Raw genomic sequence first — 26,536 nt, 5'->3', positions numbered from 1 at the left:
TATCAGTTTTTATTTAAAATCTGCATCAGATGTAACGGTATTTAAAACCACTTTAGTTGTTTTTATGGTTACCTTTTGCCCTTTCCCGTCAATATCTACTTCAGAAGGGAATTTTATGCCTTCCACGGTCATATAGTTTTTCACGGTAACACTTCCTTCTCCTACAGAAGATTGGTATAAAAGTCCGGTAGCGGCATCAAAGTAAAATTTTCCTTTATCTGAAGACAATACATTGTAATCTTTAGCATTCAGCTTTTCCACAGTAACATCTTTGAACTTTGAGGGATCAAAAGCCAGCGCCTCAATAGTTGTTCCTTTCTTCAGTTCGGCAATATTATCAGCAGGGAAATCGGTTTTCTGTCCGGCTCTTTCTATATATCCTTTTTCACCGTCAAAAACCTGGCTTACCGTCTGTCCCATTGCAGTCTGTACAGATTTGAATTTATTGCCCATTTTTGTAGTGCTCATGGTGATATCCATTCCCTGAACATTCAGTGTATTATCAATAACCGTAGATTTTACTGCTTCTAATTTGCTTTTACCGCCCAAGGCTTTAAAGTAATTATCAATAACTTCTTTTGGGGTCAGCTTAGATTTCACGACTTCCGTATTCGCGGGAGCTGCACTGGTCTTTTGAGCTGCTGCCGGTACTGCAAAGAGTACGGCACAGAAAAACGGAATGATGATCTTTTTCATATCTATAATAAGTTTAGGGTGTAAATATATGAATATTGACCAGAAGAAAATAAACACAGGATATTTATGAGGAATACGGAAGAATTCCCGTCCGAATATATTAAGGTTTTTTAAGAATATTCGAAATTAAATGATAAAATTATCTTTATGATATGGACTTATAGTAGCGATTTCGGGTAATAAAAATGAGAAATATATTAAAAGAAATATAAATTTTAGCCCTGCAAATAAAAAACCTCCGATTTCTCGGAGGTTTTGAAATATTTATATCGGAATACATTATTTTTTAAGCTCTTCTAAAAACTCGTCGTGAGAGATTTTAGTTTCTTTTTTAGATGCTTTTTCAAGAATTACATCTTTCAGTTTAGCCATAGCCACTTCAGAAGAAATCTGTCTTACCTGCTCCTGATCTTTTAACATTTCAACAGCATACTTTTGAATTTCCTCATCACCTAAGTGGTGGATTCCGTAGATCGCCAATTGGTTTCTCACCAACTGCTCAGCCTGTGCCAATACATCAGCATAATCTAACTGGATGTCGTTATCCGTCATTAATTTACCTTCAATGATCTGGTATCTTAACTGGCTTTTCTCTGCTTCAAGAATTCCTTTAGCCTGCTCTTCAGACTGGATATTCTGGTTAGAGAATAATAACCATTTTACAAGGAAATCTTCAGGAAGTTTTACTTCTTCTTTTTCAGTAACCTGCTCCAATACTTTATTCACATAGTGAACATCAGCATTCTGCTGGAAGTACTCATCTAACTCAGATTTTACTTTTTCTTTAAGTTCTTCTTCAGACTTGATTGTTCCTTCTCCGTAAACTTTGTCGAATAGCTCCTGATTAAGTTCAGCAAGGTTCAATGAATAGAAGTCTTTTACTTTAACCTCTACTTCAGCGTGGTGTAAATGCTCAACTTCTTCTTTGCTGAATCCTAATTCTTTAGCCAATTCTTCATCACCTGCAAGAGTTTCTTTAGATACTTTTACAGAACCGTCCATTTTTAAAGATTTTACCAATTTGAAAGCTTCTTTGTTTTCAGCAGTAATGGTAACGTTCTTTGGGTGGTGGTGGTGCTCTCCTTCAGCATCTTCTTCTACAACCTGAGAAATTTCTAAAGCTACATAAGAATCTTTAGTGATTTTATCCTGAGGAACCTGCTCTGCAAAACGCTTCTGCATGTTCTCAATACTCTTCGTGATTTCTTTGTCAGAAGCTTCTACTTTATAATGAGGAGCTTCATATTTAGCTAAATCTATAGTGAATTCAGGCTCATATCCTACTTCGAAAGCAACTTCAATTTTTTCAGCGTTGTAATCCAATTGGTTTACTGGCTGAGGAACAGGCTGACCAACTAATCTTAACTTGTTTTCGTTAACATAGTTATTCAATGCGTCAGAAACCTGTTTGTTGATTTCTTCGAATGCAATACCTGCTTCATATTGTTTTTTAACCATACTCAAAGGCACTTTCCCTTTTCTGAAACCAGGAACTTGCGCATTTTTAGCATAATTAATCAACTGCTTGTCTACTTTTTCTTTGTAGTCAGATTTTTCCAATGTCACTGTAAGTAATGCACTTACGTCATCATGGTTTTGTGCGGTAACCTTCATTATTGATTAAAATTTTAGGTTGCAAAAATATGAAATTTTTATGAGAATTACCTACTTATAATCAATTCTTAGCATTCAAATGTTTATAAATAAAAAACCGCTGAAAATCTCAGCGGTTTTACCATTAGGTTTATCTTTTTAATTGATCAGATTATAGGTTGCCTGAGCATCAGTTTCCCCGCCTGACTGCACACCGTATACTACTCCATTTCCACTTACAGCAGAAGCTTCAGAAACAGAAACTGGCTCATGGTATAGCGTCAGAACAAGCTGACTTGGGGCAGAAGCATTTTTAACAGCTGTATTGACTACCCATTTCGTTTTAAGTCCTACACGCTTACCGTCTGCTCTTGTAGAAGCAGCACCGTCAGTACGGGTCATTACAATATCAGAATTAGGAAAGTTGTATACTAAAAAGTGTTCGTCTTTTGCCGTTTCTATTTCTTCGTTAGCGTCTTCGTCCCCATTTTTGAAAATAACTTCCACATTATAGGTATGTCCGTTTACTAATTTAACGTTAGGGTTACTGGTGCTGTTTACCTGATAATCATAAATTACCGCTGTTCCCGTAGCCTCATCCGTTACTTTCAGCAGGACATCAGAAAGTTCCTCCTGTGGAAGGTCATCTTTTTCATCATCATCTCCACGGTTACAAGAAGTTAAGCTTAAAGAAAAAGCAATCATCAATAGACTTACAATAAGTGTTGTATTTTTAAAAATATTTTTCATTTTTTTGATTTAAAGAATTAAAATTGATATTTAAGAGTTACAATAAAATTTCGTCCCATTTCGCTGGAGAAATATCGTAACCTGTTCAGATAATCTCTGTAAGAAGTGTTGAAAACATTTTTTACAGAGAAATCAACTCCGAAATTTTTTGACAGATTCACCCCTGCCTGAAGGTTCCAAAGCGAATACGCTTTGGGAGGAGTAGAAATATCTACTTCCTGACTGTAAGAATTTCCCTCCGAATCATATCTTTTGATAAAAACATTATAAATTGGGAATCTTGTTTGGGCAAGAACTGTTTTGTTACTTACGTTCACATAAAAGTTCTTCCACTCTTTTTTACTGAATTCCAGTGAATTGTTGAAATTAGTAGGCATCATCATGATCAGTGGAACATCATGGGTAAGGTCCTGTCCGTATACATAAGACAGATTTCCCTTGTAGGCCAGATTATCATTAATTTTAAGGGCCAGATCCAGATCTGCTCCATACATTTTCACATCGATCTGCTGATAGCCATACACTACAAAGTCGCCGCCCCACTGGGTATTTCGGTACCCTATAGGAACCTCATTGATAAAATTTTTGGTATAAAAGAAATATGGATTTACAGAGATATCCAGGCCACCCAGAACATTTAATTTGGCATCAGCAATTAAATTAAACTGATTTCCGGTTTCACTTTTAATCCTCATATCTCCTTCTTCTATAATGGCTGCAGAATGGTGAAGTCCGTCGGCAAAAAGTTCAGCGACATTGGGAGATCTTGAAACCCTCGCGTAGTTTAGCTTCAGATTAAAATTATTTGACGGATGATAGCTGATTCCGGCATTACCTGAAAAATTATTATAGTTTAATTCAGGCTTGGTAAGGATTCTATTCTGATTAATCCTTACTACAAAATCTGAATAATCTTTGGCATATAATCTATTCCAGTCACTCAGATCGTACCATTTGGTCACTTCATAGCGGTCAAAATCATAACGTGCTCCAGCCTCCAGATCCAGCGAAGGCAGAAGTTTATATTTATAGACAGAATAAACTCCGGCATAAAAACGGTCATAGTTAGGTACCAGACGTCTCGCTTCTGTTTCCGGGTTGGAGTAATTATTCTGATATCCACCATTAATTCCTGTTTCAAGACTCCATTTTGGTCTTTCAATAAGATGGTTGATATTTAAATCATTCGTAATCAGTTCCAGATCCAGTCCCGGTTTCTTGCTAAGCTCTTCACTCCGGCGGATGTCATATTCTTTTCTGTGATTATACTGAAAACTGTAGGTAGCCGTAAGCTTTCCAAAGTTTTCAAATCTATAATATCCCGAAAGTTTAGCAATATGATGCTCGATCTCCTGTCTTGGATTATCGATATCATAACTGAAATCCCTTTTAAAAATAGGTTCCTGACTTGACAATGCCTCATATAAATCTTCAGCAGATCCTACATGTGAACTCCTCAAAATGCCTATTGAATTATTCGTTAAATAATAATCAAAAGAAAACCCTGAATTAAAAGTCATTTTTTGAACCCCAAAATTAAAACCGGAATTCTGAATCCCTGTATTCATCAACCCATAGTCAGGAGCCGTAAGATCACCCAATTTCCTAAAGCTACCGTTGGTTTTAACAGCCCAGCCGCTTTCCCAGGTTTTTGCCAGCTTTACATTTACATCTGCTCCGCGCCCGTTTGAAATACCGGACAGAGAAACAGATCCCATAAGGGTATCTTTTTTGGGTAGCACCTGAGGTTGTAAAACCACGACCCCACCTACGGCACCATTTCCGTATTTCAGGGCTGATGCTCCTTTTACAACATCAATATGTTCAAAATTATTTACATCTACATTCGGAGCATGTTCTACACCCCATTCCTGTTCAGCCAATTTTACACCGTCATTCAGGATGGAAACCCTGCTTCCATACAGTCCGTGGATGATGGGTTTAGCAATGTTATTCCCCGTTTTAAGAACATTGACTCCCGAAATATTGGTAAGTAAATTTCCCAGATTCTCGGTAACATTTCTAGAAAGCACAGATTTATCCAGTGTTTTCATTACTATGCTTCCATTATTTTTATGACTTCCATGAACGGTCACCGTCTCAATATCATGGCTATGATGCTCCAGGGTAATTACCAAATGTAAATCCCGATCAACTCCTATATTTTCAGTATAATCATTACAATCAGGATGTTTGGCAATGAGTATATATTTTCCCGAAGGAATTTTATTAAATGTAAACTTACCTTTACTATCCGTTGTAGCCGTGAAACCCCCGATTTTCACTACCGCATTTTCCAGCATGGTTTTATCGTGAAAATCCTGAACGGTTCCTTCTATCGAATACGATTTTTGTGCACTTATCGATGCCAGTCCACAAAAGACTAACATCAGACTATATATCAATTTCATTGTCTATAGATTGATTGCGTACCTTTTACAGGTACATTTTTTCGTAAAAATTTGTTGGATGGGTTTATTTTAATTGTAAAATGTAAAAAATATTAATGACTGATGAACCAGATGTCAGATATGAAGTTTCAGATATCAGACTGAGATATCAGACAATTAATTCTGCCTCTATATTCTCAAATCCTAAAACTCTCAATCCCCCGAATCGCAAAATCCGGAATCCTGAAACGACATCTAACAGCTATCAACCAATAGATTTAAACCCAAAATATTGAACTTTAAATATAATTAAAGCCAATTAAAATCGTGATTATGCAACTGCGGGAGGCCCCCGGAGCTGAAAAGTGAATTTGGTCTGAGACCATACTTTTTCCTGAACAGCAATAACCTGTTTTACTTCGTGCGTAAAATGTTCGAAGGAAAAGCTGAACTCTTCAGGAACCAGTGTATGTCCTGTAGCTAAGAAATGACACGCCAGACAGTCGCCCGGCTTTTCTTTGGCTGAATTTTTACCCATGGTGTTTTCTGTCTTTTTAAGATTGAAGATCTTAAAATTATCGACAGCATCATGATGGTGAAAACTTTGTGAAAACAGCGCAATGAAGTAGATCCCAAACAAAAGTTTGGAGATAAAGCTCTTCAGATTTCTGCTTTCCTTAAAAATCATCCTGTAAAATTATAAAAATAATTTAAGTTTTAAATTAAGTTTTCGTAAAACTATTCAATACGTTGGTGTAAGTATGCTTTTGTTACAAACTTATTCCCGGACGAATGCGTTTTTATACTAAAATCCTTCGACTCCGCTCAGGATGACACTGTTAAAAAATAATACCGTTCGTATTAGATTAAGTATTAGCAATGTCATCCTGAGCGGAGTCGAAGGATCTGTATATCTTAATTCAAAAAAATTAAACCAATTGAGAACCCAAATGCTCCCATTCCTGTAAAGCAACTTCTAATTCTTCTTTAGTTTTATTATACTTCTCTAAAGTTTCTTCAGAAGGATTTTCCTTAGTGAAGGAAGCTTCCAATGTTTCAATTTCAGATTCAAGCTCAGAGATTTTCTCTTCTACTTTCTTTAGTTTATTCTGAATATTTTTTTGTTCTTTGCTTACAATGGTTGATGATTTCTCTTCCACCTTTACTTCTTTCGGAGCTGGTTTTACCTCAACTTTCACATCATCGCTGTGTAGTTTTGCCTTTTCAGCAGATATTTCCCGAAGGGTCTCTTTTTGTCTGTATTCAAGGTATTCACCAACACTTCCCAGGAATTCTTTCATTCTTCCGTCACGGAATTCATAAATCTTATCACAAAGCCCATCCAGGAATTCCCTGTCGTGAGAAATCACGATTAATGTCCCTTCGAAATTTTGTAAAGCCAGTTTAATGATCTCCTTAGACTGGATATCCAAGTGGTTGGTAGGCTCATCCATAATCAACGTATTGAAAGGACGAAGCAACAGTTTACAAAGAGCCAGACGGTTTCTTTCTCCTCCGGAAAGCACTTTTGTTTTCTTGGTTACCGCTTCACCCTGGAAAAGGAAAGATCCTAAAAGATCTCTTACCCTAGGTCTGGTTTCTTCTGTTGCCGCATCTTCGGCTTCTTCTAAAACTGTTTTATTGGGTGTCAGTACTTCTTCCTGGTTTTGGGCAAAGTATCCGATGTTTACGTTGTGCCCCAGATTCCATGTTCCTGTATAATCTTTGATGTCTCCGGCAAGAATTTTAGCTAAAGTTGTTTTTCCCTGTCCGTTCTGTCCCAAAAGGGCAATCCTGTCCCCTCTCTGAACAATAAAGTCTACATCATCGAAAATTTGTTTTTTCCCGTAAGCTTTTCCTAAATGATTGGCCTCAAAAATAACTTTTCCGGGAACCATAGACTGTACGAAACGGATATTGAATTTTGAAACGTCTTCATTATCTACTTCAATACGTTCAATTTTATCTAATTTCTTAATAAGCGACTGGGCGAAAGATGCTTTGGTAGCGCTGGCACGGAACTTATTGATGTTGTCCTCCATCTGCTTAATCTCCGCATCCTGATTCTTCTTAGCCTGAATCAGTTTTTCACGGCGCTCTTCACGCATCACCAGATATTTGGAATAGTTGGCTTTATAGTCGTCAACCTTTCTATTATTAATATCAAAAGTCCTGTTGCAGACAGCCGTCATAAACTGCTTATCGTGACTTACCAGAACAATGGCTCCGGGATAATCTTTCAGGAAGTTTTCCAGCCAGATAATGGATTCCATATCGAGGTGGTTGGTAGGCTCATCGAGAAGCATAATGTCGTTCTTCTGAAGAAGAAGTTTTGCCAGCTCAATTCTCATTCTCCATCCTCCGGAAAATTCATCTGTAATTTTGTGGAAATCATCTGCCTTAAAACCTAAACCGAATAATATTTTCTCCATGTCACCTTCCAGGTTGTAGGCATCATGGTTCATCAGAAGATCATTCAGTTCTGTCATTTTGTTGATCAGATCTGTATAGGCATCACTTTCGTAATCGGTTCTTGTTGCCAGTTGGTGATTAACTTGTTCCAGTTCATCTTTCCAGGCATTGATCTGTTCAAAAGCCTGCATTGTTTCATTCCAAACGGTTCTTCCTTTTACAAAATCTAGATCCTGCTTCAGGAAACCGATGGTAACATTTCCTTCGGGTACAACGCTTCCTTCGTAGAAGTTAATTTCTCCGGAAAGCATTTTCAGTAAAGTAGATTTTCCGGCTCCGTTTTTTCCAACGAGACCTACTTTATCATCCTTTTTAATGGTGAAATTTGTATTTTGAAACAGATAGTTTCCTGAATGATGTAATCCTAAACCTTGAACCGAAAGCATTTTATTAAATAAAAATTAAATGATGAATAATGAATTTTCGGGTGCAAAAGTACGGAAAAAGAAATGAATAGCCCAGAAATAAAAACTGCCAGCTCTGGAATACAGTAAAAAGGGATGCCCTGACAGACATCCCCTCGCAACCTAAATTTAAAACTGAAAAGTACATTTAATTCTGTCCTGCAACAAAGGATCTTAACTCTATTGTGCGGCTCCAGATATTATTATTGGGAACATTGGTCCCATACATAAAGTCTGCAGTAAAGCTGTCTTCGGGAAGATGCAGCTCGGTAAGAAGATTGGTATGGATCTCCTGGTCTACAGATGTACTGCTGGGTACATTCAGGCCAATATTGATCAGCTCTGCTTCTATCTCATCAGCTGATTTTTGTAATGCATCATCATGGTACAGTCCGAAATTAGCCGAAATATGGGTATACCCTGCAAAATCTGTATAATCATAATGGGGTTTCATAGCAGGTGAAAAGTCTTTAATATATGCTGCAAGATCTGTATAAAAGTCTTCGAGAAAAGTATCATCCTTAATCTCAAGACCTGAATTGGCAAGATCTGTACTGAAAATTCCAGACACGGCATTATTGGTTTCATCCAGCATTATCCTGCCATATACAAACGGAAGGGTATTAAGGACCAAGTCTCTGGAAACGTAAGCCTGGGTGAGAACAATTCCTTTCTCGATCTGAAAATCTGACAGCAGTGAATTCCAGATCTTGTTTCCTTCAGCATCGATTTTTGAATTTCTCACCTCTGAAACATAGGCCCGCAAATCACTGACATTCATAAAATCTGTAGAAATATAAACTGACTGGGGAGCCTGAAGATAGCCACCACCCACATCGGCATGAGCTCCGGGAATGAAAACTTCTTTCCAAACGGAACCAGCTGTCTCTGTTTTGGTGTCCTGCATATTTTTTGAATTTTCAAAAAATCCGGTGAGCGGGAAAAAGAACCTACATTCATTAACTGCACACAGATGAAGGGCATTTTCCACTTCCTGAGGTAGGTTCATATCGTATGTGTTAAATGGTTTGGACTCCACGGTATCAAAAACTCCCAAAAATTTTATAGTAACATTTGCTGTGGGATAATCTACAACCAGCCGGTTGCAGAATTCTCTTGCCAGCATGCTTCCTCTACTGAATCCGTAGATGTAAAAATGATAGTCAATATTTTTGTCATTGATTATATTCTGTACAAAAGCATTGGCCTTCTGCAGCTTGTCATCGGAAGAATATCCCTGTGCATCCGGAGGATTAGCGCAGGTACCCATCGCAAAATTGCTGTCTTCTCCGCCAGTAACCGTTCCTATTCCTTCGACATATAGTTTCCTGTTTTGACTGAATAAATTGAAGAGTTTATAAACATTGGTCGGTGCTCCTTTATAACTTTCATTGTTTACCGAAGGCATATCGGGGGAGCCTGCATTGATCCCATTATTTCCGGTTCCGTCAAAAAAAATTCCGACAGGCAATACTGTATTGTTTTCCATCGCTGTGTTTTGCTTTAGTTGTTAAAAGTTTTCAGTACAGCGTCTTGAATCTGGTTCTGCTTTGAAATCTGTAAAACTTATTTTTCAAATTAACGGAAGAAGGAAAAGCGATACTAGCGTGAAAAATACCAAATAAAAAATTCCGTATTTCTACGGAATTATATTTTATCAAGAGAATATATGTTGTTTACAACGGCATAAATAACAATGCCTACGGTATTTTTGGCCCCAATCTTTTCAAGGATCCGCTGGCGGTGGCTTTCTACTGTTCTGGGACTGATGAAGAGCTTCTCCCCGATCTCATTATTGGTGTATTCCTGACAGATCAGCTTCACGACATCTTTTTCCCGTTCGGAAAGCTCGTCTTCCATTTCAAAAAGAGATTTCTTTTTTGTGGAACTGTTCATATAGGTAAACAGCATCTGATGGTCTTCTGCTGTAAAGAAAACCCCATTTTTGTAAACCATGGTAATGGCATCGATAAATGTTTTCCGGTCTGAATTTTTAGGAAGAAAAGCTGAAACCCCCAATTTAACCATATAGCCCAAAATGGAAGTTTTGTAATGGGAGGAAAGAATAATGATCCTTAGATCCGGATATTTTTCTTTAAGAATTTCTACAAGTTCAAAACCGTTCATAGGCTGCATCTGTACATCGACAAGAGCTATGTGGGGAAAATCATCTTCGGAAAGGCTTCCCAGCTTTTCAATAAAATCCGGGCCGTTATTGGAGGTAAGACATACGGATATATTTTTTTCATTCGAAAGCAGCATTTTTACCCCTTCCAGGATCAGCTGTTCGTCATCAATTAAGGCTATTTTGATTTGGGAGTTCATGATTGTTTGGAATTAAAATGATTAAACGGCTTCCTTTGTTCAGGGTATTTTTCCATTTATGGACGGCATTCATGGATTTTATCCTGGATTCTATGTTTTTAATGCCCATTCCTTTTTTCACCAGATCATAATCAAATCCCTGTCCGTTGTCAGAAATAATAACGGCCATATGCCGGGGATAATCTTTAATGTAGATCCATAAGTCTGTAGCCGTAGAATGTTTGATCACATTGGTCGTAAATTCCTGGATGATCCTGTACAGCTGCACTTCTATAAAAATATCTTTTTTCTCGTGTCCAGGCATTACCCGCATAGAAATATTGATCTTATGGGAAAGGTTGGCAATCATTTCTTCTACATAGAGTACAAATCCTACCGATTCGAGGTTAACGGGATACAGGGAATGGGAAATACTCCGGGCGGCATCAATGAGAGACGACATCTGGCTGTAGATCTTTTTCTTGATGACTTCATCTCCCTTTGTATCAAGGTTGTTGAGCCACAGGGAAAGGATATTGAGCCTGTTTCCAATATCGTCATGGATCATTACGGCTATTCTCTTTCTTTCTTCTTCCTGGGCTTTGATATTTTCAAGCACAAGTTTTTTCTGATGAAGAACCTCAGCTTCATGCTGAACATTTTTTTCTTTGATAATCCGGCTGATAAAAGACCTGTAGGCTAAGAGAATAAAGGATACTATAACTGTTATGGTAACAATTATAAGGATGAGCAGGCTAATATTTAAGGTTACTTCTTTAATTTGATGAAGGTATATAAAAATGAACAGTATAAAATGCTTGACAGAATATTATTCACACTGAGAATAATTAAGTAATCATTTTCTGAAAGATCTGCGATCTGATGCTGGATAATAAAAATAAATACTGAAACTGAATAGTAGAAAAAAATACAGGCATCCACAAGAAGAAAACGGTTCTCTGCAGAAGCGCCTCTGATCTCCCGGATCAGGGTAAATCCTGAAAGGCAGATAATAATGATATTGGATATTACTTTTACAATATCACTGTTGAAGGGATCATTAAATCCATATTTCGAGATCATAAATCCAGTGGCGAGAAGCGCTGTAATGCCTAAAAGGTATTTTGGAAGCTCCAATTTTCTGATAAATAAAGCAGTGACCAGGAAAAATTCGCCGGCGATATACAAGGGATACAGGAAAGAGGTATCATTAAGATTGAAGAGATAAGGCAGGGCCAAATTTAATAATTCGATAAAAAAAAGAAAAGCAATACAGTGAAAATATTGCTTTTCTTTGGTATTCAGTATACGGTATTTTGCTGCTCCCAAAAATATAACGGACAGAAGCAGTCCATAGTTTAGGAATAAAATGGCTTTAAAAAAATCTGTCATTCCTATTGATGCTACATATTAAGATCCAAGTTCAGGAATACGGCAGACAGGCGGACATGGTTTTGCCCAATCATACGTATTTGAAATAGTGGCCACGTTGCTTCCTTCCTGTAACATCTCATGGAAAGAAATAAAGATCAGTGTTACCAGCATTCTCTGATAAATGTCATTATATCTAAGTCCAAAAGAGCATTTGATGCCTAAAACCTCCGGGCTCGGGTGAGTCAGGTCTTCCATAGAAATATAGAATCTTCTGAAAACTCTTTCTCCACCGAACTCATTACACTCACGGAAAAACCATTCCATTCCTTCATCTCTCCAGCGTTCAATAGCATCTACAGCAATGTCCTGGTCCAGAACCGGCTGTTCGGTTACCGGAACAGAGGTATTGGTATTGCCATCTATTTTGGTAAGGTTGCTGGAAAGAACTGCATTTTTGGTCACCGTAAATTCTTTAGTTTCCTGCAGTTTCAGATCATATTTAAGAGGTCCCAGGGTAGTATACTGATATTCAGTAATGCTTTTATCCACATGTCCCTGTGCATCCAGCGGAAGAAAAATCAAGACAAGACTGCCGTTGAATACGCCTACTTCTGCGCACACATCCACATATTTGTTTTGTTGTTTGATTTTATCGATCTGCTGTGAAGAAAGTTCGAAAATGTAATTGGTAGGAATTAAATTTGTGATTCTGGAATAATCTGACACGCAATTGCCCCATTCGGCAGCGGCCAGCCTGTAATCGTTCTCATTCATAATTTCATAGTTATTTAGTTGTATAAAATTATACAAACTAAACATCCTGTACAAATAATCGTATCATAAATTTATTATCCGTAAAATAAATTTAATTTTAACCCGTAAAAGTTTCAGATTACAAAGTAGTTTGTGATCAGCTGACCGTGCTAATAATTCCTCACCGTGATGTGATAACAGCTCTGCTGCCTTTCCCTGATGTAATAAATTCTGCCGGCATTGGCATAATATTTTAAAACTTTTTCCAGCGCTGCCTCCATTTTAGGATTATATTTCAGTACATCATTGAACCTGATATAGGAAATATCAAATGAATTACCGTAATTATGGGAGCTTATCCCTAAAGATGCATTGGAATTCACTCTTCTCAGTCTGCACTGATCTTCAAGTGTTCTTGTAATGGATGAAACGGTAAAAGTATGCCCTTTTGTTTCTTTACTGAACCTGGATGCCATGTTTTCCAAAGTAGTTTTTGCTTTAGAAACCATATAAGGCCTGCTGTAATCAAGTTTCTGAACCCGATAGCCTTTTCCGCTTTTTTTTATTTTATGAAACTTTCCATTACCTATATATTTTTGCACTGTTTTGGAATCTTTCAGCAGTTTTACATTAAAACTTTTTGAAGCATCCAGATGTGGCTTATACAGAGCGGTAGGTTCTACTTTCAGAACCGAAGTCAAATCATAGCAGGGAAGTGCTTTTTTTGCTGCCTGCGGGTAATAAAAGCTATACATAAAAGGCACGAAGGCTACACAAAAATACTTTCTCATTAACCACACTTTTAAATTACTAAACGAAAGATAAACATTTATGATATACTATTCAGTTTACCGATAATATCATTATGAAAAAATTCCCAACAAACATTAAACCAAATTACTAAATATGTAATTTTATATTAAGAAATCTTAAAAGATTTTTAAGTTTTATCTTTTGATTTTAAAATTTAAATTTTACATTTGAGATACATTTAATAATAAACATATGATAAAAAAACTTTTTGCTGAATTTTTCGGCACATTTTGGCTTGTTTTCGGTGGCTGCGGAAGTGCAGTTTTTGCTGCCGGAGTTCCCGACATAGGTATTGGTCTTTTAGGGGTTTCTTTAGCCTTTGGTCTTACTGTTCTTACGATGGCTTATGCTGTCGGACATATTTCTGGCGGACATTTTAATCCGGCAGTATCTTTCGGACTTCTAGCAGGAGGGAGATTTTCAGCTAAAGATCTTATCCCTTATGTTGTAGCACAGTGTCTTGGAGCTCTTCTTGCTGCAGGATGCCTGTATGTAATTCTTAACGGCTCAGGAGCTGTAGACTTTTCGAAACCGGGGGCATTTGCCACCAATTTCTATGGAGAAGCAGTTTACAACGGAAAAGCATTCAGTATGGGAGCAGCATTTCTTGCTGAGTTTTTATTAACAGCTTTCTTCCTGATTGTTATTATGGGAGCTACAGATAAGTGGGCTAACGGAAAATTTGCAGGTATTGCTATTGGTTTAGCTCTTACCCTGATTCACCTTATTTCCATTCCTATTACCAACACTTCGGTAAACCCGGCAAGATCGCTTTCACAGGCTATTTTTACGGGCGGGCTTGCGATGTCCCAGCTTTGGCTGTTCTGGGCAGCACCTATTTTAGGAGGGATTGTAGGAGGATTGATCTACAAATTCCTGCTTCAGAGAGACACTGTTGAAGTTACTGATTAAAAAAATCATAACATTAAATATAAAATCCTGTCGTCTGGCAGGATTTTTTTATGTTAAAATACTTCAATAATGCAATACTCATTATAAAGTTTACTGAATAGAATCATATGTTTGCAAACAATTTTAGTAATCCTTTCCTTATTACGAGACTGTTGCCGTTTTACATTTATGAAAAGAACAGAAACAGTTATTGGATAATCTTTCACATTTGCTAATTACTCTTTTGGCAGTCGGATAATAAGCTTCAATTTTAGTTAAGATTAATCGAAATAAATAAAATAATAATCTAAAAATTTAACTAAAATGAAAAAAATTCTCTTTTTACTATTCTTTGTATCAATTTGCCAAAACCAATTGGACGCACAAAAAAATACAGCTCCCGCACCTACCTATAACATTACTGTTACCAGAAATGATATTTTTGCCGAAAATACCCCTGGTCATGCCCATACGGATGTTAAATTTGACATTAAAATCGGGTCCAATGAACGGGTCGCTACACCTTTCCCTCCAGATATCAGTACATTCAGAACTTATAACTTTCCTGTAACTTTCACACTTCCCGGAGGAACTCCCCCAATCAGATACGGCAAAGTAAGCTTTAGCAATCCCTCTACATTATATAGCGGATATTACCCGCTTCCAACTGCAATTGGAGACCACACTACAATTCCTTCAGATCCTACCATGATTTATTATCCGGGGCAGTTTGGGTATGGCGTAGACATTACCTGCACAGGCCCCAATCAATATCTCATAGGTGTTACCAGGTTTGAATGTTATATATGCGTTCCCGGTGGTGGCACGGTATCAAAACAGACAGCATCACAGCCTAAAACAGCTATAATATCCAATCAAAACATGGGAATAAGCGAGCTTTACTATACAGCCGCAGGCAGAGAAACTGTTTCAATACGTGTTATTGACCTTAACGGTAAAACAGTGAGAGCATATACTACGGATATAGGAGCCGGACAAAATAAACTGCCGATTGATCTCCAGAATCATCCGGGAGGTACTTATCTTGTTAAATGGAGTTCCAGCACCGGCGCAAACGGCACTTTAAAAATGGTGAAAAACAAATAACCGTGTTTAATATCTTTATATTCAACTTCTGTAAAAATGCAGGAGTTTTTATATTTATTTTTTCCTGATATCAAAAGGATTTCTGAAAATAAGCTCTTCCTGTCTGCCCTTGATTTCCATTTTACGCTGCAGTAAATTCAGGGCCATTTTCCGGATAAAAAGATCTTTGTCAGTCAGTTTCCAATAAGGATCTTCATGGACTCTTTTAGGTTTGCGTATGAGGTAGAATTCCGTTTCCCAGGTATCTGCATTGTGGTAAAATTCAATAATCCCGCAGTGCTCCGGAATTAAATTATGCTCTATCATCCCCATGGGAAGCAGAAAGCTGAAGGCATTGCAGATATAGTCACCACATGAGATTTTATCATGTTTCAGGAATTTTTCGCCGGTATCTTTATTGAGGTACGATTTTTTGAAATCGTTTTTAAAATCACTTTTTGAAAGCTTAATTTCAATTTCATGGCTAAACCCTTCAGAATCTATGAACAGCATATCCGCTTCCCAGTCGGCCTGGAAATAATTCGTCAGCACAATTTCTTTTTCGAAATCGCAATGAGAATGGATATATGCGTGAACAAGCTCTTCTATTTTCAGCATTTACAATTAAAGTTTTTTGATTAAGTTTTACTTTTTTCAAGCTCTACTATCCCATAGTGCAGCCATATTCCAAAGACACCTGTTTTGGTAAAGTACTTTTCATCCTTTCCAAATGTAACGGAAGTACCGGGCTGTGTCTGACAAATAAAAAAATGTCCACCATCTATGCAGTTCATTTTCCCGGATTTGTGCAGATCTGTCCAGCCGAATTCTTTATAGGCATCCCGATCATTTTTCGCATCAAACAGGAATCGCTTAACCGTAATCTCATCTTTGCCTCCATCTCTTTTTGAGGTCATAAACCATCGAACTAAGTCGGATTTTTCTTTAGCAGGGATTTCATTCGGATCAGCATCTTTAATTCTCGCAATCACTAAAGTATCCGTAACTCTGGAAACTCCATTATTGATTTCATTTACCAGGTAAGTTCCGGACCAGATATCCTTTTCGGACTTTTTTTGTGCTGACAAAAGGCCGGATAAACTTATGAGCAGTAAAAAGAAGCTTTTCTTCCAGTCCATAGTAAGAAGTCTTTATTTTTTTATTTTTGATATCAAGAGACCAATAAGCTGCATCCACGGATATCGGAGTGATCTATTCTTCCGAGCACCTGAAATTTATCTTCCGGAAGGGTTTTCCCTAAGTCTTGCGTTGCTATAAAACAGCATGAGTGGATATTGGCAAGATCTATAATGTTTATGGCTCCGGTTCTTCCCTCTTTTTCGTAAGAAAAGGGGTCTTCTGCATTCCGGACCAATATTTTCATCCAATTAGGACATTCATATTCATTATTTCCAAGAGAATAGGCTTGCGAAAGCAGTTCCGTCATTGAATATTCTGAGTAAATCTTTTCTGTTTTAAAACCATCCTGCAGAATTCTCAACAGCTCGTCTTTGGTCATTTCTTCTTTTCTTCCCTTCATACCTCCGGTTTCAATAATCGTCAGGTTTTGAGATCCGGAAACTGAAAGATTCTGAGATTCAACAGAATCCAGGAAGTCTAGCAAGGCGAAAGATACTCCGAAAAGAATGACCTTTTTATCTTTCAAAGTGTTTAAAAGCTGAAACAATTCGGAATGGTTGTAAAGAAAATATCCGTTTTCGGGTTTTGCGGATTTTTTCATGAGATAATCCACCATATAGATCAAAGAGGAGTTCTGCTTTTCCAGATAGCTTGGAAGCAGGCCCAGAAAAATAAAATCTTCCGGCTTTCCTATAAACTGTTCAAAGCTTTTATAGATGCTTTCTTCATAGACCGCCGGATCTGCAATAAAATGTTTTGAAAGATTCATCTGTGTAGTCCCTGAACTCTGAAAAAAAAGGTCAGCCGATGTGTTTTTGTCTAAAATCTGATGGTTTTTAAACATTTCTATCGGCAGGAAAGGAATTTTTTCCAGACTGTGAACCTCATCCGGATTTATTTTCAGAAAATCCACGAACTTTCTATATATCTCAACATTTTCATACTGATAACGAAAAGCTGTCAATGATGCATCCAGGAAATTCTGTTCTGTCTGTATGCTGAATATATTTTCCAATTTATGAAGACTATTTTAAGCTTATTACCAGCTCATAATGAGCCAATTATGTAAAAAGTATGTTTTTTAATATTTTTTTAACCGGATATTTACACTTTGGTAAACTTCTTGCAATTATAAACTCGGAATATGGATTAAAAACAAGAATGGACCTTGGTTCATTCGGAGATTACCTCTCTCAGGGGTAATTTTTTTTTGTTCCGCCCGCAAAAGTTTTAAGTTCAAATTCTTTCTCAAAGACTCCATAGGTAAAGTAGGAAATCCAATCACCCAGATTAATATATTTTGCTTTGGGCTCAAGATCCAGCACCATCGGAAGGTGACGGTGGCCATAAATAAAATAGTCAATTTCCTGAGTCTTCAGCTTCTCTTTTGAATAGATGACGAGAAACTCTTTATCTTCTCCTAAAAACGCTTTATCCTCTTCTCCGGAGATCATTTTATTTTTCTGGGAAAGATACAGTGCCACTTTCATGGCAATATCGGGATGAAGCCATTTGAAAAACCATTGTGCCACCGGGTTTGTGAACAGCTTTTTCATTCTCTTATACCCTTTATCACCAGGTCCGAGACCGTCTCCATGAGCCAGCAGAAACTGTTTTCCACCCATTTCAAAATACTGCTTCTTATAAAAAACAGTGCATCCTATTTCTTCTTCAAGATAGTCTTTCATCCACAGATCGTGGTTTCCTACAAAGAAATAGATATGAATTCCCCGGTCTTTCAGTTCGGCAATTTTTCCGAGAACACGTACATATCCTTTTGGAATAACATGTTTCCACTCGTGCCAGAAATCAAAGAGATCACCCATTAGAAACAAAACCTGGGCATCTTCCTTAATCTCATCCATCCAGCGGATAAATTTCTCTTCACGCACTTTGCTTTCCTTCGGTGTAGGAGCACCAAAATGCTGATCTGAAGCGAAATATACTTTTTTTCCAGGTTCTAAATTAATAATCGTTTTTAACACCAGTCTGAATTTTTATTGGTCAATACTGTTTACTTATTGTCTTCTGCAAACCATTCTCCATAGGAGTTTTCTGTTTCGTGAAGTTTAAGATAGGCCAGAGAAACCTCAGCCGGAAGCCTGGATTTTATTTTGGCAGCAATGGCATACAGCATATTCTCACAGGTAGGCTGAAAGCTGCAGTAGATCACCTTGTGACCTTTATTTTCAAGGTCTTCACCCAGTTCTTTATGGGGAGACAATGCGTTAACAAGAACTGCATGATCCCAAAGATCCACAATCTCAGATTTTACGATACTTTTAATATCTCCAAAATCCACCACCATCCCGTTTTTGGGATTTTCCAAATCATTAACCGGTCTTCCTTTTACCGTTACAAAGAGCTTATAGGAATGTCCATGCATATTTTTACATTTCCCATCATAGTTATACAGCACATGGGCTGTCTCGAATGTGAAAATTTTTGTAATACGTATCATAGTGCAAAGATATGACAAAACATAATGATAAGTTGCGTGCGGAGAAAACAGAATTTAATGGAAAGTGTAAATTAATTTAATGTTTACTTGATTTAAATAATGGATGATTGTCCTATTAATTTTAAAATATTAGATATTTTATTAAAATCGTATCCTATAGCTTCCCTTTCTTTTCTTAAAACTTTTTGAAGAAATTCCCAGTCTTCCTTTATACTCCCAATAGTAAAATCTTCTGGCTTTTGGTATACATTATACAAATCTTCATCAGGAATATTCCAATATAAATCTTTTTCTAATGAAAACTTATTACTATTAGAGCTTTCTAGTTTATCAACTAAAATAAAAAGAATTTTTTTTAGATCTTCTTTTTCAATTTCTATATTATTTTCCATTTGTATTTTATGAAAAGTTATTATTATGTGTTCCAAATGCTTGATTCAGAATTGTATGATTTCATTTTTATCAACTTCATCATTACGTTGGGTTATAGGTACTCTTTCGGCTGGGTCTACAAAATTAACCAGATTATTGAAAGCATAATTATACGGGGAATGCCTTCTCATCTGCTCCGCTAATGGATCTTTATAAAATATTAGGGTACTGATTTCAATACCCCTAATTGTTTATAAAGTTCTCTCAAATTAGAGAGTATAAGAAGCATAAACTTTTTGTTTAAATAAGATAGTAACTACAAATTGGAATGTTACTTTAATTATCTATAATTACATTTTTCCAATTCGTTTTACAACTATCTTTCCATTCCTTAGGAAAATATTCATCATTTAATATACTTTTAGCTATTGAAACATATTTAAGTTTTTTTCTTTTACTTCCTTGTCTTTTAACATAAAAAAAAGGAGAATTTTTTTCTTTTAGAATAATATCACCCAAATCTACGCTATCAACACTTTCTCCTAAAAAAATTAAAGTATCAGATTTATTATGTCTTGATATTTTTGCATGTGTTATAAGCCCTTCTCTAACAGCAACTTTCTTTTTTATTTTCCCTTCTATTGCAACTTTAATATCTGCAACAACAAACTTATAACCATCATTTGGTGAATAAGTAAATATATATAATACAAGTCCTGCGGTTGCTAGAGCTAAAAAAAGATATAATATAATATGTCTTTCTTTTTCATTTTAAAATATTTTTTTTAATAATGTATAATCAGACCAAAATACTTTTCCTCCTAGACTTCCTCCAACAGATGCTAATTGGTCATAGCTACCACCTCTATCTCCTAATCCCACAGCCAGTTTGGATTGGTCCAGCCAGAACTTACATCCACATTACCGAATCCATCGCCTGCCATTGCAAATTGTCTTGGAGCCATCCCATCCGGATCTATAAAGCTTACAGGGTTATTAAATGCAAAATTATAAGGCGAATATCTTCTCATCTGTTCAGCAAGAGGATCTATTGCCAATATCTGCCATGTACATTCTGGCTCCGTAATCACTCCAGCCGGTTTCTTTCTGCAGCTCTTTGCCATTGTACTGGTATTGATAAGCTGGATTTCCTAATAAGGCATTATAACCGTCGTGTTTTAATCCAAACGCATAATAATTGTTTTCTTCAAGAGCTTCTGCACTGTCTTAGCAAAATCTATTTTAAATTAAAATTAGGGCATTGAAATCAATACCTAACTGTTTATAAACCTCTCAAATTAGAGAATATAAGAAGGATAAACTTTTCGTCCTAAAAAAGATAGCAACTTCAGTCATTTATTATTTTACCATTCATTAATTATCATAAAAAATCATTCTTATAATATTTCAATCTACCTTCACTATCTACGAATTTTAAAAACTTTTCTAAAATAGCTCCTTTTGTTTTAAAATTATCTTTTGCTTCTTTTAATGTCATATGATTTACATGACTATACTTAGATTCATCCTTGCCTCCATCATCTTCCCAAAAGCATACTCTACAAATTTGATAATTTCCTTTTTCAAGAATTGTTTTGTAATTACAACAAGGGCATGTAAATAATTCTTTTGGAGTACCATTAACATTAATTGATAATTGATACAATTTTTTGATTTTTTCCTCTATATATGATAATTTTATTCCAATATATCTATCTTTTATATATTCAAATAATTCTTCTTTATCAAACCCTTCCTCATCAGTCATTTTTTCACGTTCTTCAATTGTCATCTTTGAATAGTCATCTAATGATAATATATTTATAGCTGAATTTAAATCTAATTCTATCATAATTTATTTTATTAAAGTTGTTGCGGCATAATTGATAAGCTGGATTTCCTGATAAGTCATTATATATTCATACTTTATCCGAATGCATAATAATTGTTCTCTTCAAAAACTTCTGCGTTGCCACTTAAGTATTTAAAGTGACTTATTTTAATTAAAAATTAGGGCATTGAAATCAATACCCTAATTATTTATAAAATCCTCTCAAATTAGAGGATATAAAAAGTATAAAATTTCATCCTATAATAAGGAAGTAACTCCAACGCTGAATTTATCTTTGCTTAAATACAAATGTATCATCATCATTGTCTCTTAGTTTATTTACATACCAAGCTTCAAAATCATTTAATTTTAATAGATCGACCTTTTCTAGAGTATCAAGATTTTTTGATTCATTTTGTATAAAAATGAATATTTTTTCATATGTTTCAGCAATATTTAATAGCTCTTTAAGGATTAACTTTATACTTTCAAAATCTATTCCCATTGTCCCAACTATAAAAATATCATAGCTTTCAATCTCATTTATAATTGCATAAACTAACTGGTTAAATACATCAATAATTTCTTTAGGCTTTATAAATTCTAAATTGTATTTTTTAATTAATTTTTCATAGTTCTCAATAGATAAATCCTTATTATCTATATATTCTGAGATTTTAATAGAATTATGAAAAGGTAAATTAATATAAAAGATTTTTTTTGAAGAATCTAACTTGTTATCTTGTGATAAGTAATTATTAAACATTACATATACACTTCCAATCTCTAAATCGATATTTTTATTAAAAATCATTATTTGTTTATACATTATTTTATTTTACGGGTAGTTTATAAACTTTATAATTATCTATTAAAGGATTTCTTCTTATAAAGTTTCCTTTATTGATAATTTCCTCAATATATTTAAAATTGCCACTTTCTATTCCATATTTAATAGCTGCATTCATTCTGTGATTCCCATCTGTTAAAATATATTTTCCTTCATAAATATATCCTGCTCCTCCGGTGGGCTTGTAGGTGCCATTTGACATTTGTTCAAAATATTCGGCAACTTTAGCTGGATTAATTCCTCTTTGAGTACTTAAAATACCGTTCGCTTCTGCTTCTGCAGAAATTTTTGAAATTATAGAAACTTCTTCTACAGCACCTGCAACATTTCCAATTCTTCCATATCCTCCAAACATATTATATCCTCCGCCACCAAAATCCTGCATTATTTCTATATGAGAGCTATTCATCAATCTAAAAGACCTATCTAAGCTAGATTCTCCTTCATTATAAAAAGGATTATCACGGTTAGCTCTGTATTCTTCCATTGGATTATAATTAGCACCTGTTATTAATCCAAATAATCTAACTCCGTCGGCATCATAATCAGCAATCCTTTCAGCAGGGCCAACCTCTAATCTGCCTGAGCTTTTTTTACCTCCTCCAAAAAGCTCCCTTATAAAGTTCCCTGCACGTTTCCAAAAACTCGGTCTAGGGGGATCAGTATTACCAGACATTAAAGCTGAAAAGGCATCTGTAGCAGCACTTCCTGTATACACAGTTCCCTCATCAGTCTGATAAATAAGACCTCCTCCACCAACAGATGCTAATTGATCATAGCTTCCACCTCTATCTCCTAATCCCAACCAGTTTGGATTAGTCCAGCCTGAACTTACATCCACATTACCGAATCCATCACCAGCCATTGCAAATTGTCTTGGAGCCATGCCATCCGGATCTATAAAGCTTACAGGGTTATTAAATGCAAAATTATAAGGCGAATATCTTCTCATCTGTTCAGCAAGAGGATCTATTACACTCCATCTGCCAATATCAGCCATATACATTCTCGCTCCGTAATCTCCCCAGCCTGTTTCCTTTTGTAGCTCTTTACCATTATATTGGTAATTGTAAGCCGCATTTGCCGTCGGGACCATTCCTGCACTATGCTTTAAACCAAATGCATAATAATTGTTTTCTTCAAGAACTTCTGCGCTGCCATTCAGGTTCTTGGAGTAGCTTAAATGCACACTTCCTAAATGGTCTGTATAGCTGTAAATATACTTATTATTTCAAAAATTATTTATTGCTAATTTTATTACCAACTTGTCTGAAACATGATCACTTTTACCTGCATAAGGATTCCAATTTTCTATTAAAAAACAAATAGAGTGACCGTTTGGTCACTCTATTCTATAAAATTAATACTTATTATTTCTAGTTAAGTTCAATTAATAAAGAAAACCAACATTTTTGAAACATTGCCATACATCTGGAACATTATCAGATAGCGACTCCAATGCTAAATTAATTTATCAAATTCATCATCATTAATTTCCCGTTCTAAATACCCAATAACTTCATCCCAATTCTCATTCAAAAAAAACATTCCATAATATTTTTCGCCTAATAAGCTTACAAATCTCAATTTATTTTTAGAATAATTTTCCAAATTTAATATTAAAGCGCCTATTTCTTGTGATAACTTATCATTCCTCTCCCTTGTAGCAGTATACTGTCTAATCTTATATACTCCTATTAAATTCTCCCTTTCAAAATTATTGCTATCACTGATTTTAATTTTATATTCCTGAATATTTCCTAGGAAATTTCTTTTTTTCTTAATTAATTGAAAGATATCTTCTGATGTCAACATAATAAATATTTTTTATTTTGATCTAGGTAAAACATATTTAACTTTAGCCCCATATGTAACTCCGGGTACGAGCCATTCAGCTTCTGCATGTGTAAAGGGATTTGGCACCGCTTCACCTACTCTAAATGTTTTAGACATAATAATTCCAGGAATTCCATTTTCGTAAAATGCATTACCTGTAGCAAAGTCTCTAGCAACTTCTTCACTAGTACTCCAACTTGTCCAAATACTGAGATTATCTCCTCCAGCATGTAGTTCCATATCGCTATGTGGTCCCCATGTTGTTGCAATTTGTCTAAACCCATTAGGTATTGCAATCCCTTGCATTGCTTCAAAATACATAGAGCCTTTAGCTTTTGATGAAACTCCTCTAAATAATGTGATTGTTCTTTCAGGATTATTATCCGTTGTTGTTATTGGTATATCAATTCCTTTTGAATTAGCAGCAAATTGAGTATCCCCATTCAACATTAATGGCAATCCCCACAGACTACGGGTTGCTAAAGTACCGGCAGCACCATAAAATACCTGTGCATTTACCTCAATAATCTCTCCAATCTGAACAATTCTACCAAGTCTGCTGACCTGTGCCCCAGCTGCAATACTTGTAATACCAGCACCTTTTTCATTGCCTCCAAAGATACCTTTAAAGAAACTACCAACTCGGTTCCAAAAACTCGGTCTTGGAGGATTATTATTACCAGACATTAAAGATGAAAAGGCGTTTGTAGCTGCACTTCCTGTATACACAGTTCCCTCATCAGTCTGATAAATAAGACCTCCTCCTCCTCCAACAGATGCTAATTGGTCATAGCTTCCGCCTCTATCTCCTAAGCCCAGCCAGTTTGGATTGGTCCAGCCGGAACTTACATCTACATTACCGAATCCATCACCAGCCATTGCAAATTGTCTTGGAGCCATCCCATCCGGATCTATAAAGCTTACAGGATTATTAAAGGCAAAATTATAAGGCGAATATCTTCTCATCTGTTCAGCCAGAGGGTCTGTTACGCCCCATCTGCCAATATCAGCCATATACATTCTCGCTCCGTAATCTCCCCAACCGGTTTCTTTCTGTAGTTCTTTACCGTTGTATCCATAACTGTAAGCTGGATTTCCAGCTAAAATATTATAACCTTCATGCTTTAAACCGAATGCATAATAATTGTTTTCTTCAAGAACTTCTGCGCTGCCATCTATAACTTAAATTAGGGTACTGATTTCAATACCCTAATTATTTATAAACCTCTCAAATTAGAGTGTAAGAAGCATAAACTTTTTTTTCTAAATAAGATAACAACTCCAGAAGTATCTTAGGACATTTCACATTTGTAATCCTATTTTTTATCTTCACCATAGATTTTTTGAAGATTTTCTATTTGCTGGGCTTTCTGTAAAGAATCTTCTCTTCTTTTTTTTGCCACAATTTCTGGCGCATACGGGCCTATTTGGTCTCTTTTGGCTTTTAAGTCTAAACAATAATATGAAAAAATCATATTAATAACTACAAGTAAAATCACAGCCCAAGCAATAATACTATATATTCTATTTTTTTTAGATGATAATTGATCAAAGTTTGCAACAATATTTTTCCATTGATTTTTATGATGAAATACGAAATAATCAATTATCATCAAAATTATCACCATTAAAAACCAAAATATATTAGTTCCTAAAATATCTACAGATGAATTACTAAAAACTTTATAATAAATCAATATTGATATTACAAACCATATTTCTAATACCCCTAAAGCCATACTTGCCTTCCAATCACTTAACCATTTTGAAGGGGCCGCTTCAGACATTTTATATAGCCTATAAAACAAATAATAATAACCTTGTTTAATACTCTTCATAATTTAAAATTTTTGAGAACCATACGGTGCTGTTATAAATCCAGGTATAATTGCTGCATTTTGAGATTGTATACTTTGATAGTCATTTCCATAGCCTTCCCATCCTCCTGGATAAAATGCATCTACACCAAAATATATAATACCAGCAGCCGGATTTACCCAAGTAGCGTACGCTCCTACAGCTGTATTTAATCCGGCCTTCGCTGGATGTACTACATTACTTGAAGTTGGATTATAATAATAATTATAAGCACCTTTGGCATCCATTGCAGCACCTGCCCAAAAAGAAGCCTTACCTAATAGATTTCCTACTTTACTCAACCCTATTGTTTTAACATATTGATTTTTAATAAAAACATTACCATTAATATTGGGACGGTATAATTTAATAGATTGTCCTACAGATGTAACCCTTGTCTGTCCTGAGAGTTTTTCTAATCCTAATGCAGCAGCTCCGAATCCCCAATTTGCTCTTCCTCCAAAGGCATACCATTCTGGTATATTATCAGCTATATAAGGATTAAAATTATGATACGATTGCCTAATCTCCGGACCATCAGAATTAGAGAGATTTATCATATGTGCTACTGCTTCCTGCAATGTATTTCCATATCCTGCAGCCCCTCCTGTCCAATATGACAGATAGCCATTCTTCGAAATTTTAGCATCTATACCTTGTGAT

Annotated in this window: 26 protein-coding genes and 2 pseudogenes; 2 read left to right on the top strand and 26 right to left on the bottom strand. The window is 35.8% G+C overall.

Features of this window, described 5'->3' with window-relative positions; translation table 11 throughout:
- Positions 1–9: 9 nt before the first annotated feature.
- The 12 genes from ACTJIV_RS16230 to ACTJIV_RS16175 all read right to left on the bottom strand — a co-directional run bounded on the left by ACTJIV_RS16230 (position 10) and on the right by ACTJIV_RS16175 (position 13,527).
- Positions 10–696, bottom strand: a complete 687-nt coding sequence (locus tag ACTJIV_RS16230) for a hypothetical protein (protein WP_336378900.1) — start codon at positions 694–696, stop codon at positions 10–12.
- 279 nt (positions 697–975) lie between these two features.
- Complete coding sequence (locus tag ACTJIV_RS16225) at positions 976–2,310, bottom strand: trigger factor (protein ID WP_440628686.1); 1,335 nt, start codon at positions 2,308–2,310, stop codon at positions 976–978.
- Positions 2,311–2,448: 138 nt separating this feature from the next.
- A complete protein-coding gene (locus ACTJIV_RS16220; protein ID WP_223560097.1) occupies positions 2,449–3,039 on the bottom strand; it encodes a hypothetical protein in 591 nt (196 codons plus the stop codon).
- Between the two features lie 17 nt (positions 3,040–3,056).
- Entirely contained in the window at positions 3,057–5,450 is a 2,394-nt protein-coding gene (locus ACTJIV_RS16215) for a TonB-dependent receptor (RefSeq protein WP_440628684.1), read from the bottom strand.
- 310 nt (positions 5,451–5,760) lie between these two features.
- Positions 5,761–6,117, bottom strand: coding sequence for a hypothetical protein (locus ACTJIV_RS16210; RefSeq protein ID WP_440628682.1), 357 nt, complete (start codon positions 6,115–6,117; stop codon positions 5,761–5,763).
- 241 nt (positions 6,118–6,358) lie between these two features.
- Positions 6,359–8,287, bottom strand: a complete 1,929-nt coding sequence (locus ACTJIV_RS16205; protein WP_223560099.1) for an ABC-F family ATP-binding cassette domain-containing protein — start codon at positions 8,285–8,287, stop codon at positions 6,359–6,361.
- A gap of 166 nt (positions 8,288–8,453) precedes the next feature.
- Positions 8,454–9,794: a T6SS phospholipase effector Tle1-like catalytic domain-containing protein gene (locus tag ACTJIV_RS16200; protein ID WP_440628680.1), complete on the bottom strand. Its 1,341-nt coding sequence runs from the start codon at positions 9,792–9,794 to the stop codon at positions 8,454–8,456.
- A gap of 158 nt (positions 9,795–9,952) precedes the next feature.
- Positions 9,953–10,630, bottom strand: coding sequence for a response regulator transcription factor (locus ACTJIV_RS16195; protein WP_111956326.1), 678 nt, complete (start codon positions 10,628–10,630; stop codon positions 9,953–9,955).
- Positions 10,599–11,228, bottom strand: a complete 630-nt coding sequence (locus ACTJIV_RS16190; protein WP_440628677.1) for a sensor histidine kinase — start codon at positions 11,226–11,228, stop codon at positions 10,599–10,601. Before ACTJIV_RS16190 ends, ACTJIV_RS16195 begins: the two co-directional genes overlap by 32 nt.
- A gap of 149 nt (positions 11,229–11,377) precedes the next feature.
- The gene (locus ACTJIV_RS16185; RefSeq protein WP_223560102.1) at positions 11,378–12,001 is read right to left on the bottom strand and encodes a hypothetical protein; all 624 of its coding nucleotides are present in this window, start codon (positions 11,999–12,001) and stop codon (positions 11,378–11,380) included.
- Between the two features lie 18 nt (positions 12,002–12,019).
- Entirely contained in the window at positions 12,020–12,757 is a 738-nt protein-coding gene (locus ACTJIV_RS16180; protein WP_111956320.1) for a hypothetical protein, read from the bottom strand.
- Positions 12,758–12,906: 149 nt separating this feature from the next.
- Positions 12,907–13,527, bottom strand: a complete 621-nt coding sequence (locus ACTJIV_RS16175; protein ID WP_336378909.1) for a DUF5715 family protein — start codon at positions 13,525–13,527, stop codon at positions 12,907–12,909.
- A 217-nt stretch (positions 13,528–13,744) separates the two neighbouring features.
- Here ACTJIV_RS16175 and aqpZ point away from each other — a divergent pair, with 217 nt between their 5' ends.
- Entirely contained in the window at positions 13,745–14,461 is a 717-nt protein-coding gene (gene aqpZ, locus ACTJIV_RS16170; protein ID WP_440629043.1) for an aquaporin Z, read from the top strand.
- A gap of 354 nt (positions 14,462–14,815) precedes the next feature.
- Positions 14,816–15,547, top strand: coding sequence for a hypothetical protein (locus ACTJIV_RS16165; protein WP_440628674.1), 732 nt, complete (start codon positions 14,816–14,818; stop codon positions 15,545–15,547).
- Positions 15,548–15,601: 54 nt separating this feature from the next.
- On the opposite strand, the gene ACTJIV_RS16160 is transcribed toward ACTJIV_RS16165, so the two are convergent.
- The 14 genes and pseudogenes from ACTJIV_RS16160 to ACTJIV_RS16095 all read right to left on the bottom strand — a co-directional run.
- On the bottom strand, positions 15,602–16,144 hold the full coding sequence (locus tag ACTJIV_RS16160) for a hypothetical protein (protein WP_111956314.1): 543 nt from the start codon (positions 16,142–16,144) through the stop codon (positions 15,602–15,604).
- A gap of 20 nt (positions 16,145–16,164) precedes the next feature.
- On the bottom strand, positions 16,165–16,665 hold the full coding sequence (locus tag ACTJIV_RS16155) for a phosphate ABC transporter permease (RefSeq protein ID WP_440628672.1): 501 nt from the start codon (positions 16,663–16,665) through the stop codon (positions 16,165–16,167).
- Positions 16,666–16,697: 32 nt separating this feature from the next.
- On the bottom strand, positions 16,698–17,681 hold the full coding sequence (locus ACTJIV_RS16150; protein WP_440628670.1) for a LuxE/PaaK family acyltransferase: 984 nt from the start codon (positions 17,679–17,681) through the stop codon (positions 16,698–16,700).
- 178 nt (positions 17,682–17,859) lie between these two features.
- Positions 17,860–18,651, bottom strand: coding sequence for a UDP-2,3-diacylglucosamine diphosphatase (locus ACTJIV_RS16145; RefSeq protein WP_440628668.1), 792 nt, complete (start codon positions 18,649–18,651; stop codon positions 17,860–17,862).
- 29 nt (positions 18,652–18,680) lie between these two features.
- Positions 18,681–19,127: a 6-pyruvoyl trahydropterin synthase family protein gene (locus ACTJIV_RS16140; protein WP_111956308.1), complete on the bottom strand. Its 447-nt coding sequence runs from the start codon at positions 19,125–19,127 to the stop codon at positions 18,681–18,683.
- Positions 19,128–19,219: 92 nt separating this feature from the next.
- Positions 19,220–19,519, bottom strand: coding sequence for a hypothetical protein (locus ACTJIV_RS16135; RefSeq protein ID WP_440628665.1), 300 nt, complete (start codon positions 19,517–19,519; stop codon positions 19,220–19,222).
- Positions 19,520–20,461: 942 nt separating this feature from the next.
- Positions 20,462–20,720: pseudogene (locus ACTJIV_RS16130) on the bottom strand (RHS repeat domain-containing protein); the annotation flags it as partial.
- 160 nt (positions 20,721–20,880) lie between these two features.
- Positions 20,881–21,351, bottom strand: coding sequence for a CPCC family cysteine-rich protein (locus ACTJIV_RS16125; RefSeq protein ID WP_202974466.1), 471 nt, complete (start codon positions 21,349–21,351; stop codon positions 20,881–20,883).
- Between the two features lie 268 nt (positions 21,352–21,619).
- Positions 21,620–22,159 (bottom strand): hypothetical protein, encoded by a 540-nt coding sequence (locus ACTJIV_RS16120; RefSeq protein ID WP_440628663.1) that lies wholly within the window; start codon positions 22,157–22,159, stop codon positions 21,620–21,622.
- A 4-nt stretch (positions 22,160–22,163) separates the two neighbouring features.
- A complete protein-coding gene (locus ACTJIV_RS16115; RefSeq protein WP_440628661.1) occupies positions 22,164–23,369 on the bottom strand; it encodes an RHS repeat-associated core domain-containing protein in 1,206 nt (401 codons plus the stop codon).
- 272 nt (positions 23,370–23,641) lie between these two features.
- Entirely contained in the window at positions 23,642–23,995 is a 354-nt protein-coding gene (locus tag ACTJIV_RS16110) for an enoyl-CoA hydratase (protein ID WP_426046293.1), read from the bottom strand.
- A 917-nt stretch (positions 23,996–24,912) separates the two neighbouring features.
- Positions 24,913–25,189, bottom strand: a pseudogene (locus tag ACTJIV_RS16105) (RHS repeat-associated core domain-containing protein); the annotation flags it as partial.
- Between the two features lie 143 nt (positions 25,190–25,332).
- On the bottom strand, positions 25,333–25,854 hold the full coding sequence (locus ACTJIV_RS16100; protein ID WP_440628659.1) for a hypothetical protein: 522 nt from the start codon (positions 25,852–25,854) through the stop codon (positions 25,333–25,335).
- Positions 25,855–25,857: 3 nt separating this feature from the next.
- The coding region (locus ACTJIV_RS16095; RefSeq protein ID WP_440628657.1) for a hypothetical protein at positions 25,858–26,536 on the bottom strand (679 nt) is incomplete at its 5' end.

Source organism: Chryseobacterium sp. 22532 (assembly GCF_052044665.1).
GTDB classification, from domain to species: Bacteria; Bacteroidota; Bacteroidia; order Flavobacteriales; family Weeksellaceae; genus Chryseobacterium; species Chryseobacterium lathyri.
This window is presented reverse-complemented; position numbering and strand designations above follow the sequence as displayed.

What these genes read in the sequence shown, in the direction of transcription:
- ACTJIV_RS16180 (WP_111956320.1), bottom strand. Translation starts at nt 12,757, where the DNA reads ATGAATGAGAACGATTACAGGCTGGCCGCTGCCGAATGGGGCAATTGC.
- ACTJIV_RS16215 (WP_440628684.1), bottom strand. Translation starts at nt 5,450, where the DNA reads ATGAAATTGATATATAGTCTGATGTTAGTCTTTTGTGGACTGGCATCG.
- ACTJIV_RS16200 (WP_440628680.1), bottom strand. Translation starts at nt 9,794, where the DNA reads ATGGAAAACAATACAGTATTGCCTGTCGGAATTTTTTTTGACGGAACC.
- ACTJIV_RS16225 (WP_440628686.1), bottom strand. Translation starts at nt 2,310, where the DNA reads ATGAAGGTTACCGCACAAAACCATGATGACGTAAGTGCATTACTTACA.
- ACTJIV_RS16185 (WP_223560102.1), bottom strand. Translation starts at nt 12,001, where the DNA reads ATGACAGATTTTTTTAAAGCCATTTTATTCCTAAACTATGGACTGCTT.
- ACTJIV_RS16110 (WP_426046293.1), bottom strand. Translation starts at nt 23,995, where the DNA reads ATGTTGACATCAGAAGATATCTTTCAATTAATTAAGAAAAAAAGAAAT.
- ACTJIV_RS16220 (WP_223560097.1), bottom strand. Translation starts at nt 3,039, where the DNA reads ATGAAAAATATTTTTAAAAATACAACACTTATTGTAAGTCTATTGATG.
- ACTJIV_RS16155 (WP_440628672.1), bottom strand. Translation starts at nt 16,665, where the DNA reads ATGGACTGGAAGAAAAGCTTCTTTTTACTGCTCATAAGTTTATCCGGC.
- ACTJIV_RS16135 (WP_440628665.1), bottom strand. Translation starts at nt 19,519, where the DNA reads ATGGAAAATAATATAGAAATTGAAAAAGAAGATCTAAAAAAAATTCTT.
- ACTJIV_RS16175 (WP_336378909.1), bottom strand. Translation starts at nt 13,527, where the DNA reads ATGAGAAAGTATTTTTGTGTAGCCTTCGTGCCTTTTATGTATAGCTTT.
- ACTJIV_RS16230 (WP_336378900.1), bottom strand. Translation starts at nt 696, where the DNA reads ATGAAAAAGATCATCATTCCGTTTTTCTGTGCCGTACTCTTTGCAGTA.
- ACTJIV_RS16120 (WP_440628663.1), bottom strand. Translation starts at nt 22,159, where the DNA reads ATGTATAAACAAATAATGATTTTTAATAAAAATATCGATTTAGAGATT.
- ACTJIV_RS16210 (WP_440628682.1), bottom strand. Translation starts at nt 6,117, where the DNA reads ATGATTTTTAAGGAAAGCAGAAATCTGAAGAGCTTTATCTCCAAACTT.
- ACTJIV_RS16100 (WP_440628659.1), bottom strand. Translation starts at nt 25,854, where the DNA reads ATGAAGAGTATTAAACAAGGTTATTATTATTTGTTTTATAGGCTATAT.
- ACTJIV_RS16195 (WP_111956326.1), bottom strand. Translation starts at nt 10,630, where the DNA reads ATGAACTCCCAAATCAAAATAGCCTTAATTGATGACGAACAGCTGATC.
- ACTJIV_RS16125 (WP_202974466.1), bottom strand. Translation starts at nt 21,351, where the DNA reads ATGATAGAATTAGATTTAAATTCAGCTATAAATATATTATCATTAGAT.
- ACTJIV_RS16160 (WP_111956314.1), bottom strand. Translation starts at nt 16,144, where the DNA reads ATGCTGAAAATAGAAGAGCTTGTTCACGCATATATCCATTCTCATTGC.
- ACTJIV_RS16205 (WP_223560099.1), bottom strand. Translation starts at nt 8,287, where the DNA reads ATGCTTTCGGTTCAAGGTTTAGGATTACATCATTCAGGAAACTATCTG.
- ACTJIV_RS16140 (WP_111956308.1), bottom strand. Translation starts at nt 19,127, where the DNA reads ATGATACGTATTACAAAAATTTTCACATTCGAGACAGCCCATGTGCTG.